10 protein-coding genes are annotated in these 12561 nt (G+C 29.7%); 4 read left to right on the top strand and 6 right to left on the bottom strand.

Features of this window, described 5'->3' with window-relative positions; translation table 11 throughout:
* Complete coding sequence (locus E0F76_RS11915; protein ID WP_132006128.1) at positions 1–1275, top strand: O-antigen translocase; 1275 nt, start codon at positions 1–3, stop codon at positions 1273–1275.
* A gap of 52 nt (positions 1276–1327) precedes the next feature.
* Here the strand turns inward: E0F76_RS11915 and E0F76_RS11910 are convergent, their stop codons facing one another.
* From E0F76_RS11910 to E0F76_RS11900, 3 genes are all read right to left on the bottom strand, one after another.
* Positions 1328–3028 (bottom strand): hypothetical protein, encoded by a 1701-nt coding sequence (locus E0F76_RS11910; RefSeq protein ID WP_132006125.1) that lies wholly within the window; start codon positions 3026–3028, stop codon positions 1328–1330.
* Positions 3029–3066: 38 nt separating this feature from the next.
* The gene (locus E0F76_RS11905) at positions 3067–3774 is read right to left on the bottom strand and encodes a glycosyltransferase family 2 protein (protein ID WP_132006122.1); all 708 of its coding nucleotides are present in this window, start codon (positions 3772–3774) and stop codon (positions 3067–3069) included.
* Positions 3775–3984: 210 nt separating this feature from the next.
* Positions 3985–4866 carry a glycosyltransferase family 2 protein gene (locus E0F76_RS11900; RefSeq protein WP_132006119.1) on the bottom strand — a complete coding sequence of 294 codons (882 nt, stop codon included), beginning with the start codon at positions 4864–4866 and terminating at the stop codon, positions 3985–3987.
* Positions 4867–4953: 87 nt separating this feature from the next.
* Here E0F76_RS11900 and E0F76_RS11895 point away from each other — a divergent pair, with 87 nt between their 5' ends.
* Both E0F76_RS11895 and E0F76_RS11890 read left to right on the top strand, forming a co-directional pair.
* The gene (locus E0F76_RS11895; protein ID WP_132006116.1) at positions 4954–6153 is read left to right on the top strand and encodes a glycosyltransferase; all 1200 of its coding nucleotides are present in this window, start codon (positions 4954–4956) and stop codon (positions 6151–6153) included.
* 1 nt (position 6154) lies between these two features.
* Complete coding sequence (locus E0F76_RS11890; protein WP_132006113.1) at positions 6155–6547, top strand: sugar 3,4-ketoisomerase; 393 nt, start codon at positions 6155–6157, stop codon at positions 6545–6547.
* Positions 6548–6554: 7 nt separating this feature from the next.
* Here the strand turns inward: E0F76_RS11890 and E0F76_RS11885 are convergent, their stop codons facing one another.
* Genes E0F76_RS11885 through E0F76_RS11875 form a run of 3 tightly spaced genes read right to left on the bottom strand, consistent with a single transcriptional unit; the run spans position 6555 to position 9327 of the window.
* A complete protein-coding gene (locus E0F76_RS11885; protein ID WP_132006110.1) occupies positions 6555–7490 on the bottom strand; it encodes a glycosyltransferase family 2 protein in 936 nt (311 codons plus the stop codon).
* A complete protein-coding gene (locus E0F76_RS11880) occupies positions 7491–8591 on the bottom strand; it encodes a glycosyltransferase (protein ID WP_132006107.1) in 1101 nt (366 codons plus the stop codon). It lies immediately after the preceding gene.
* Positions 8592–8643: 52 nt separating this feature from the next.
* Complete coding sequence (locus E0F76_RS11875; RefSeq protein WP_132006104.1) at positions 8644–9327, bottom strand: cell division ATP-binding protein FtsE; 684 nt, start codon at positions 9325–9327, stop codon at positions 8644–8646.
* Positions 9328–9546: 219 nt separating this feature from the next.
* Between E0F76_RS11875 and E0F76_RS11870 the strand changes: the two genes are divergently transcribed.
* Positions 9547–12561, top strand: coding sequence for a tetratricopeptide repeat protein (locus E0F76_RS11870; protein ID WP_132006101.1), 3015 nt, complete (start codon positions 9547–9549; stop codon positions 12559–12561).

The following is a 12561-nucleotide window of genomic DNA, read 5'->3' as shown; positions in this document are numbered from 1 at the left end:
TTGAAGTTGATAAAAAAAATAACCCAAACACAGTTGTTTAAAATTTCTACGTTGAACAGCCTAAGTGTGATTATCAAAATAGGTGTTGGACTCGTTACGTCCAAATTACTGGCTATTTTTGTAGGTCCAGCCGGAATGGCATTGGTGGGGAATTTTAAGAATTTTTCATCCTCTTTAGAGAGTATTTCAACTTTAGGGTTTCAAACAGGAATTGTGAAATATGTTGCCGAAAACAAAGAAGATAAGGCCCATTTAAATAAATTGTTTTCAACAGTATTCCTTATTTTGTTAGGTGTTGCTCTACTATTAAGTGGTTTTTTGTTTTTTTCTGCCTCTTATTGGAATAGTAAAATTTTCGGGGATAATTATGATTATGAAGTTGTTTTTAAGGTGGCAGGCGCGGCCTTACCTTGGTATGTTATTTCTATTTTTTGGATTTCAGTTATTAATGGATTGGGGCTATTTAAAAAAGTTATTTGGATAACTATTTTAGGTAATGTTTTGGGTTTACTGGTATCACTAGTTTTAATTTTAAACTATGCAACTTTAGGCGCTTTGTTGGCAATTGTAACCACTCCAGCTTTGATGTTTTTTGTGACTTCGTATTTTATAAATAAAGAAATTCCTTTTTTTAGCACTATTCGATACCAATCGTATGATTTTAAAATTGTAATAAATTTATCATCCTATACCCTTATGGCATTAGTGTCCTCTGTTTTGGGGCCAATCGTTTATATCGCGATTAGGAATAATGTTATCAAAGAAATAGGAATTGATGAAGCTGGTTTTTGGGAAACTATAACCCGAATTTCATCGTATTATATGATGTTTTCCAGTACTATTTTGACGGTTTATTTTTTTCCTAAATTAGCTAATGCGAAAAATAATTTAGAAACTAAAAAAGTTTTTTGGTCTTATTACAAAAGCATTTTACCATTGTTTATCATTGGATTACTAAGCATTTATTTTTTGAGAGTTTTTATTATAGAGTTACTTTTTACGAAAGAATTTTTGCCTGTAACGAGTTTGTTTTTTTGGCAATTAATTGGAGATGTATTCAAAGTGGCTTTTTTGATTCTTGGATTTCAGTTTTTGGCAAAAAAGTTGACGTTAGCTTTCATTTTTTCTGAAATCACTTCTCTTGCCGTATTGTATTTTGCAAGTAATTATCTGATAACCGTTTTCGGGATTCAAGGTATTGTGATGGCTCAAGCTTTAGATAATCTTATTTATTTATTGGTCTTGGTAATTTATTTTCGAAAGAGTTTATTTTGATTGATTACTGGAGAATTTAGATGTCTCTAGGTATACAGTGATTTAAATTTAACTATTTTCTTATGAAAACATTTTTGATATCGCTGCTTTTATAAACAATGAAATGTTGGGTTTCAGTAATAGGCTTCGAATAAAAATAGAGATATATTGATAAACTGCTAAAGCTCATTTTCTTTTCAAAACTTGAATCTAAAATTTCGCCTTTTATAAACGATTTTTCTAGAAAAACATAATCGGTTTTGTTTTTTATAAGTTCAAAAAATTCAGATGTTTTGTAATTTATTTCAAAATTAGTTAACCATTCTGCGGGAACACTATTTTTGGTGTCAAACAAATAGTGTGATAAAGGAATACTAGGAGTTACGGTATAATTTGGATATTCCTTAGAAAGGATTTTAAGTTCTCTGTATTTTTCTAGGGTTTCTTTTGCAGATTTTATGTATTTTAATTTAGGTGATATTTCTTCTAGTGAATAATTAAGTTGAAAGATGTTTTTTTCGCGATACTGGTGAATATTTAACAAGGACGCATAAATACATATCGCAATTACAACAATAGAATACGTTTTTTTATACGTTTGAATCATTAAATCTTCTCTCATTAGAACGTAAAAACTCAAAATTAATCCAGTAGCATATAATATTGGGAATGCATAACCAAGGCTTAGACCAACACACCAAGAAATGCAAATGAGAACTATTAAAGGAAAATTTCCCTTAATTTTTTGAAAATCAAAAGCTGTTTTGTAGATAAATGCATAAATAGTTGCATTAAAGAAAATCACACTTATTTTTCTGAAATCCATAAATGGAATTGCCATTAGGCTGAAAAAGAAGGTGGTTATTGATAACCATTTAAAAAAAGAACAGATCGTATTGCTGTTGATCTTTATATCGGGTGTTTTAAAGTAGAAAAGTATAGATGCTATAACTATTGAGCTAATTAAAAGGTAGATATTGTTAAAACTCCTAATGTAAATTTCAATTCCAACTTGCGCTAAGTCAGAAAGTCTGGTATGTTCAGAGGTTTGTGACAAATAATTATCTAATGTAGTAATAGATCTTAAAAATAAAATATAAGTGGCAATCCATATTAAAAGTGAGCATAAAAAATATAAAGTTTGTTGACGGCTTTTAGTTAATGCTATCCAAATGAAGAATATTATAGGGATAAAATAAAAGGACTGTTTGGTTAATGCAGAAAAAACACAAAAAAAACTAATTAAAAATAAATTAAAAAAAGTAAGCGTTTTAAAACGCGACATTAGATAAAACGCGACTGATGCAAAAAAGATTCCATCTACATTGTACCATGGATTTGCAAAAAAATTATGGATAGAAATGATATAACAAACGATGATTATAGCCCATTTGTTAAGGTTTATTTTTTTTAGATTATAGATATTGTCAAATCCTGTAACCGTCAAATAGACTTGAAGTGCAAATAGCCAATAACCAATAACACGGGTAAAATAATATTGACCTTCAACAGGCAATACTTTCATGAAAATAGAGTGAAAATATACTGAGGCTGGTGGTCTAATATATAAAAAATCTGTGTAAGGATGCTCGCCTTGAAGTACTCGCCAACAAAAACCTTGAATAAATCCAGAATCCCAGTTTTCAAATCCATATTGACTTAAAATTATGGAGTAAAATAACAAGATAAATAAAAACAAAAATTTGTAAAGGTTCGAATTGTTTATACTGCTGAACTGGCTAAGAGTAGTTGAACTTAAAAAAGTATTTTTCATTATTGATATTACTTTGAATTTTATTTTCTAATTAATGATTAGAGTCCATATTTTAAAATACAGTAAATGGCTCTAAACCCATCTTTCCAACCTATTTTCTTCCCTTCATCATAAGTACGACCATAATATGAAATGCCAACTTCATAGAGTCGTATGTTTTTAATCTTGGCAATTTTAGCAGTGATTTCAGGCTCAAAACCAAATCTTTTTTCGTTTAGAATAATGTCTTTAATGATTTCTTTTCTAAATAATTTGTAGCAGGTTTCCATATCTGTCAAATTTAAATTATTAAACATATTTGAAATAAATGTCAAAAAATGATTGCCGATGGTGTGCCAAAAAAACAATATTCTATGGGGTTTACCGCCAATAAATCGAGATCCATAGACAACATCTGCATGTCCTTCTACTATTGGTTTTAATAAGATGTTGAATTCGTCTGGATCGTATTCTAAATCGGCGTCTTGTATAATGATATAATCGCCTGTTGCGTTTGTAATACCAGTATGTATAGCGGCACCTTTTCCTTGGTTGCTCTCGTGTTTGTAATATTTTATTTTAGTTTCAGAGTGATTTTTAATGTAATCTAAAATGTAAGATTCGGTATTGTCTGTCGAGCAGTCATTTATAATTATAATTTCTTTTTCAATGGATTCTATAAGGGTTACTTCTAAAACTTTATTAAGTATTAAATGAATTGTAGGAGCTTCATTGTAAGCAGGAATAATTATAGAAAGTAAAGGCATTTATTAGATTTTAACAATTATAAAAAACAAATATAAAGTTATTTAATTGGACTTTGCAATAACATTCTTAATTGTTAAAGTCCCTTTTAAAAGGCGCTAAAAGTTGAAATAATCTGTTGGTGTTTTTCGAAAAAAAAGGTCCAAATTAATTGAATTTTGACAATACAAAAGACTTGTTTTAAACATTTTGATTTTGAGATTGAGCAAGATTTAAATTGATTTCAAACCAATCTGAATTCTTAATACGATATTCCTTAATGCTAAGGAGTGATTATGAGTTTTTAGCGCAAATTTAATTTCATTATTTACTCTTTTTGATAGAATTCGGTGTTCTGTTTTGTTTTTATTTAAAGTAAAAGCTTTTCTTAATATTAAATAAGTCGAAAAGCCATTTGTGTTTTTTGGAATAGAAAAACTGGAATGCAAAGAATTAGGTGTTTTTCGTTTTTGAACTAATATTGCATCTATAAATTCAATGGTGTAGAACCTGGAAACGCGTATCCAATAATCTAAATCTTCAAAAGATAACCTTTCGTCATAACCTTTTAGTTCATCAAAAACAGATTTTTTTAACATAGCAGAAACACTGCAAATCGTTGTTTCTAAACTTATAATTTTAGCATATAAATCACCAGAAATCCTTTTTTTACTAGTTTTCAAATTAGAATCAACTTCAAAATTATAGGAAAAATGATCTCCTTTTTCGGAAATTATTTCAGCATTACCATATACAATAGCAAGGTTTTTAAGCGTAGTGTTTTTAAAAGTTTCAAGTTGGATTGTGATACAATCTGGAAATAAAACATCGTCTGCGGCTAAATCCACCAAATAATCTCCTTTGGCTAATTTTACGGCATTATTAAAAGATTTGGTCAAACCAAGATTGCTTGTGTTTTTTATGAATAGTATTTGAGGAAATTGAATGATAAAATTTTCAATTACGGAGACAGAATCATCAGTACTGCAATCGTCTACAATAATAATTTGAATGTTTTTATACGATTGATTTAAAACAGATTGAATACTATCGGTTACAAATTTTGCATGATTAAAACAGGAACAAATCACAGTAACTAAATCGTTATTTTGCATTCTATAAATTTAATTAAATTGTAAAGCTAAATTAAACTAATATAATTTTAAACAAAAATTTAAAGCATTTAGCTGATAATATATTAATTGACAGATTATTTAATCTTATTGCTAATTCTAAGGTGTTTTCAAATTTTATTAAGTTCTATTTTACCTATATTTGTTTCTAAAAATTTGTTACTATTGAGCGATTCTATTAAAAAGCAATATAAAATTTGTTTAGTCTCAGATCAGCTTGCAACTGGAGGTGCAGAGCGTTGTGCAGCTTTATTGTCTGTTTTTTTTGAAAAAAATAATTGTAAAGTTCATCATGTTGTCGTTGTTGATAAAATTGAGTATGAATTCTCTGGGAATGTTTTAAATTTAGGAATTATAAGAGACGATTCGAATGATTTTTTTAATAGACTTAAACGATTTAGGGTTCTTAGAAAGTTTTTTTTAGAAAACGAATTTGATTTTATCATTGATTTTAGAGTAAAAAGACATCAATGGCAAGAGTTTTTCATTGCTAAATTAATATATAGAGCACCTTTAATTGTGACTATTCATAGTTATATGATAGATTTATATTTTCCCAAAAATAAATTGTTGGCTAATTGGATTTACTCTAATTGTTATAAAATTATTACTGTTTCTAATGAAATAAAAAAAAGAATTGTTTCCAATTCTAATTATTTGAATATTGAAACTATTTATAATCCTATTGATTTTAAATACATTGAAACTGCTATAAAAGAAAAGTTTGAATTTGATTTTAAATACATTCTCGCAGTAGGAAGGATGCAAGATAATGTTAAACAATTTAATAAGCTTATAGAATGTTATGCCAATTCTATATTGCCCAAAAATGATATTAAAATGATAATTTTGGGAGATGGAACTTTAAAAAGCGAACTTGTTAATTTAGTTAAAACTTTTAAATTAGAAAATATGATTCTATTTAAAGGGGAAGTCAAAAATCCATTTGTATATTTTAAAAAGGCTCTTTATACAGTATTATCTAGTAAGAATGAAGGGTTCCCAACTGTCTTAATTGAGTCATTAGCTTGTGAAACACCAGTAATCTCTTTTGCTTGTCATTCCGGTCCAAGCGAAATAATAATCAATAATGAAAACGGAATTTTGGTTGAAAATCAGAATTTTGCTAAATTGACTTCTGCAATGAATTTAATGCTACAAGATAAAATATTATATTTACATTGCAAGCAAAATGCTAAGACAAGTGTAGAAAGATTTTCCATTGAAAAAATAGGAAATCAATGGTTAGAACTATTGAAAATTAATTAAAATGAATATAAAAATTATTGATATACCTAAAATTGCAAACCCGGAAGGAAATCTTGCTGTAATTGAAAAAGACACTATACCATTTGAGATTAAACGTGTTTATTATTTATTTGATGTTCCTAGTTCGGCTAATCGTGGAGGGCACGCTCACAAAAACCTAAATCAAATTCTTATTGCACTTTCAGGTAGTTTTGATGTTGTCTTGAAAGATGGTGTCAACACCCATAAAGTAACTTTAAATAAACCAGATAAAGGGCTTATAATTTCTAATAATACGTGGCGTGAATTAGAGAACTTTTCTTCAGGAGCAGTATGTTTAGTTTTAGCTTCAGATGTTTTTAATGAAGATGATTATATCCGGGATTTCAATGAATTTTTATGTTATTTGAAATAATTATTTATCAATAACTTGTAAATTTAAAACCTAATCGAATTAACAAAAACTTGATTTTATTAAAGCATTTTAACAGAGAAACGGGTGATTTTAAAAGCAAATGCTGTTTCCAATTTAAGTTATCAACATCGATAGAATTCTGTATTTTTTTGGACAAAATAGTATTTCCATCCACTTTAATGTGCTTTGAAAGTACATAGCGTTCAAAATCCAAATATTTTTTTAATGTTAAATTGCTATTTGCAAATGCTTCATATTTATCATAATCAGGCAATCGTTTGTTGAGTATTGAACTCGTTGTTAATTGATTTTCACTTTGCATCAAATAACTCATTTGAATTGAATTTGAATACGCTAATTTGAAAAAATAATTAGCCCGAATATTAAAATCAATATCTTCAGAAAAATCTATAGTTTCATCATAATAGCCTGCCTTTTCAAAAACATTTTTATGGAAACAAACACTTCCGTGATTGTAAATGCCTTGTTTTAAGTTTATTTTGAAAAAGTCGATAATTCCTTCGAAATGCTTAGCTAAATTTTCAGATCCATTTTGCGGTTGGAGCGTCTGAGTTTTATATACTTCTTCATAATTAGTCCCAAAAATTCGAGCTTCAGGAAAGTTGGTAATTAGCCTATGAATAGTTTCTAAAAAATTAGGTTTCCAAGTGTCATCTGCGTCTAAAAAAGTGATGTAATCAGCATTTGCATTTTGAATTCCAGTATTCCTAGAAGCAGAAAGACCTTTGTTTGTTTTATGGTGGAATAATTTGATTTTGTCTGAAAGAAATGGAATTGTTTTTTCAATACTTGAATCAGTCGAACAATCATTGATAATCAGAACTTCAAAATCTACAAAGGTTTGATTATTGATACTTCGAAGTGTTTTTTCAACATAGTTTTCTTTGTTGTATAACGGAATGATGATCGAAAAAAAAGCCATTTATTTTTCTTTTAAAATGAAATCAAATAATTCAAACCAACTGTTGATTTGATTTGTTCCAATGCCAGATTTGTTGCCTTGATACGCAATGGTTTGGTTAACAAATTTAGTGATTAATTCGGCTAATTCTTTTGGGGAATCGACATCGAAAAAACTTACCTTTTCATAATCTCCTACGGTTTCTTTTGCATAAGGCAAATTAGCTGCAAGAATAGGTTTCTTGAAAGCTTTTGCCTCGGAAAGTGGCAATCCCCAAGTTTCTAGTTTGGAGGGGAATAAAATACAATCGATAGAATTGTATAATTCTAATAATTCATTTCGTTCAATATTTCCCCAAAAATTCACTTCACTCAGATTGGCATATTTGTTACATAAATAAGTAGCAAATTTACTTGGATTGTTTTTGATTGTTGTAAAATGGAATATGGTTTTATCTCTTACAGTTTTGTCTAATAATGGAATTGCATCAAGAATTAGTTCAAAATTCTTGTAAGCTTTAGGATAACTCGGGTATAAAAAATGGATTTTATTTTGATCTAGTACTGTCTTTTTATCGGTAATCGTTTCTACGTATTCTGGTTTGCTTACAATTGCGTTTTGGATTTGGTAAAGGGCTTCAAATTCTTTTTTAATCCAATTTTGTTGAACAAAAACAGCTTCGTTTTTTGTTAAATTTATTTGATATAAATATTTATAAAGAATAGAAAACACTCCGATTTTAGAATTAAATTTCCAGTCCTTGAAGGTCGGTTTATAAAAAACGGTTGGATGATGACAATAAACAAAACGCTTTCCTGCAATCACATTTGGACTTGTATCGTGCAATGAGAACCAAATATCTGGTTTTATTTCTTTGGAAAGTTTTTTAAAATAAAAATATTCGTAGTACAATCTCAAAAGCCAAGATTTCTTTGATTTAGGAAATTCAATAAAGTCAATGTTGGGATAATTGAATTTTGACTTGTCATTAACTAAAGCAATTATTTTCAGATTTTTGTTTGGAGCATAAATAGCGATTTTCTGCAAACAATTATCAAGGATAGTAAAAATGCCACCTTCGACCATATTAACCCCTGAAATGACAATTATCTGTTTTTTCAATGACAATTAATTTGATAGTATTTAAAGAAATAAGTTGAATAGTAATGTAAAATTACACTGTTTTTTGAACTACTTCAAAAAGATGAGCATCTTCACATTTTAATGTTTTCGATGGGAATTTCATTATTAAAGCATAGTCATGTGTGGCCATAATAACAGTTTTACCGGTAGCGTTTATTTTTCTTAATACTTCCATAACTTCTACGCTAGTTTGTGGATCAAGATTTCCAGTAGGCTCATCGGCAAGTATGAACTCAGGATTGTTGAGTAATGCACGAGCAATCGCTACTCTTTGTTGCTCACCTCCGGACAGTTGATGAGGCATTTTGCCAACAGAGCCTATCATTCCAACTTTATTCAAAACTTCGTCAATTTTATTCTGAATTTCAGCATTGTCTTTCCAGCCAGTAGCTTTTAAAACAAAAAGTAAATTGTCTTTTATAGTACGATCTGGAAGTAATTTGAAATCCTGAAAAACAAATCCAATTTTTCTTCTCAAATAGGGAATTTCGTCTTCTTTTAAATTAGCTAAATCAAAATCAACAATATTACCTTCTCCTTCAGTCAAGGGTAAGTCAGCATAAAGCGTTTTCATAAAACTACTTTTTCCTGTACCTGTTTTTCCAATAATATATATAAATTCACCATGATTAACATCAAGAGTGACATTGGATAAAATTATTTTTCCTCCTTGGGAAATGGTAACATTTTTTAATGACAGAACTGGTTGTGACATAATACTATTTGTTTATCGTGTAAAAGTAACAAGATATTAGTGGCATTCAAAATAAATTTTGACAATTGCGGAGATTAACTTAATAATATAATTATTTGAATATTCCATAATTAAGGAAAAATACAATTGTTTAAAAAGATGTTCATAATAAATTCGAATTTCTATCCGTTATAGCTTGTATAATGCGGTATATTTGAATTATTATAAAAAAAATCCTCGATGCGTAAACTTTCTTTGCTTTTCTTTTCGCTAATTTTTGCTGTTAGTTTAACTATTTCAGCCCAAAAATCTGCTATTTACACTCACGATTCAAAAGATTTTGATAAAGCGGTTTCATTGTATAATGAAGATCAATATGCTTCTGCTCAAATCATATTCGAAAAGCTAAAATCGACTGCAACTAATGAGGAACTGTTATCTGATTGTTCTTATTACATTGCAAATTGTGCCATTCGCACAGATCAACCCAATGCCAATGTTCTAATGGAACGTTTTGTATCGGATTATCCAACGAGCATAAAACAAAATAGGGCCTATCTAGATGTTGCACAATATTACTTCAAACAAGGAAGCTACCCTCAAGCTTTGCGTTGGTTTGAAAAGGTGGATGACTCGAACATAAGTTATGCCGAAAGAGATAAGTATAATTTTCAAAAAGGCTATAGTTTTTTTAGTTCTAAAAATAAGAAAGAAGCTGCAGTTTATTTAAACAAAGCAGTAAATTCTCCCGAATACGGTTCGCAAGCCAAATATTATTTAGGTTTTATGGCTTACGAAGGGGATGATTACAAACAAGCCAACAAATATTTTGACGAAGTATCTGGAGAAGAAAAATACAAAGAAAAGCTTTCGTACTATCAAGCCGATATGAATTTTAAATTGGGAAATTTTCAAAAATCGATCGATTTAGGTTTAAAGGCAATGTCAAAATCGGACGCTTCAGAAAAGTCAGAATTAAATAAAATCATTGGCGAAAGCTATTTTAATTTTCAACTATATGACAAATCGATTCCTTATTTATCATTGTATAAAGGCAAAAGAGGGCGATGGAATAATACTGATTATTACCAATTGGGCTATGCGTATTACAAGCAAAATGATTTCAATAATGCGATTTCTCAATTCAATAAAATCATTGGTGGGAAAGATTTTGTAGCTCAAAATGCGTATTATCATTTAGGAGAAAGCTACCTTAAACTAAATAAAAAGCAAGAAGCCTTGAATGCCTTTAAGAATGCTTCTGAAATGGAATTTGATCTTGCAATTCAAGAAGATGCCAGCTTAAATTATGCCAAACTGAGTTACGAAATTGGAAACTCCTATCAAAATGTACCTTCGGTTTTGACTTCTTTTTTGAACAAATATCCTAATAATGCCAATAAGTCTGAGATTGAAAAATTATTAATTGATTCTTATATTTCCTCTAAAAATTACAAAGAAGCTCTAGTTTTATTAGAGAAAAATAAATCGACAGAAAATAAACCAGCCTATCAAAAAGTGGCTTTTTATAGAGGATTAGAGTTGTATACTGACGGAAAAATTCAAGAAGCGGGTTCTATGTTTTCAAAATCAATCGACGAGCCTAGAGACGCAAAATTTACTGCTCGGGCAACTTTCTGGAAAGGAGAAACCGAATATGTTTTAGAAGATTATAAAAATGCAGTCTTGAGTTATAGACAATTTGCAGGTTTGGCTCAAGCGGCAGCTACGCCAGAATTCAAGAACAGTAATTACAATATTGCCTATTCTTATTTCAAGTTAAAAGAATATGATCAAGCAGGTAATTATTTCGAAAAACAAATCGAAAAAGTGAAAGACGACAAAGATCGTTTGAATGATTCTTACTTGCGTTTGGCTGATTGTCGATTTGTGAGTTCAAGATACACGCCAGCATTGGAAGCGTATAATAAAGTAATAGATTTAAAAAGTGTTGATGCGGATTATGCGTATTTTCAAAAAGCGATTTGTTACGGTTTTCTTGCAAAAAACAATCAAAAGATAGAAGAACTCAATTCCTTTTTGCGATTATTTCCAAAGTCCTATTATCGTGATGACGCCTTGTTTGAACTTGGAAATACTTATGTAGCCGAGAAAAATAGAGATCTTGCTATAAAAACCTACGATCAATTAAATACAGAATTCAAAAAAGGATCATTCACCTCAAAAGCTATTTTACGTCAGGGATTGATTTATTACAATTCAGATAAAGATGAATTGGCTTTGGCCAAATTTAAAAAAGTGGCTGCGGATTTCCCTAAAACTCCCGAAGCACTTGAGGCTGTAGCTACTGCTCGATTAATTTATGTTGATAGCGGTAGAGTAGACGAATATGCAAGTTGGGTTCGAACACTTGATTTTGTTGCGGTTACCAATGCTGAATTAGATAACGACACTTTCGAATCAGCAGAAAAACAATATTTGCAAAACAATACAAAACAAGCTATTGTGGGATGTAGCAATTATGTTTCTAAATTCCCGAATGGAATTCATTCGCTAAAAGCTAATTTTTATTTGGCACAATCGTATTATGCTGACGGACAGGAAAGTAAATCAGTTGCTAACTATGTGTATGTTATTGGGGAACCCCGAAATGAGTTTTCAGAACAATCTCTGGTTCGTTTGGCTCAGATTTATTTAAAAAACAATGATTATTCAAAAGCAATTCCTGTTTTAACACGTTTAGAATCCGAAGCTGATTATCCTCAAAATAAAACTTACGCACAATCCAACTTGATGAAAAGTTATTATGACAAAAAGGATTATGCTAACTCCGTGGTTTATGCCGAAAAAGTGTTGGCTAATACAAAAACGGATGATGGGGTAAAAAGTGATGCGCAAATTATTGTAGCAAGAGCTGCCATTCAAACAGGAGATGAAGCCAAGGCAAGAACAGCTTATGCCAAATTACAAACTATTGCTAAGGGAGAATTGGCCGCTGAAGCCTTATATTATGAAGGGTATTTTAAAAATAAAGACGGAAAGTTTGAAGCGTCAAATACTGTCGTTCAAAAATTAGCTAAGAATTATTCTGGATATAAATATTTTGGGTCTAAAGGTTTGATTCTTATGGCCAAGAATTTCTATGGATTAAAAGATAGTTTTCAGGCCACTTATATCTTGGAAAATGTGATTAAAAACTTTACTGATTATCCTGATGTGGTTTTAGAAGCCAAAACAGAATTGGGAAACATTAAAAATGAAGAATCCAAAACGAATTCATCTATTACTAACTAA

The sequence above is a fragment of the Flavobacterium cellulosilyticum genome (genome assembly GCF_004349355.1).
GTDB lineage: Bacteria > Bacteroidota > Bacteroidia > Flavobacteriales > Flavobacteriaceae > Flavobacterium > Flavobacterium cellulosilyticum.
The sequence above is the reverse complement of the archived record's forward strand: the minus strand, read 5'-3'. Positions and strand labels throughout refer to the sequence as shown.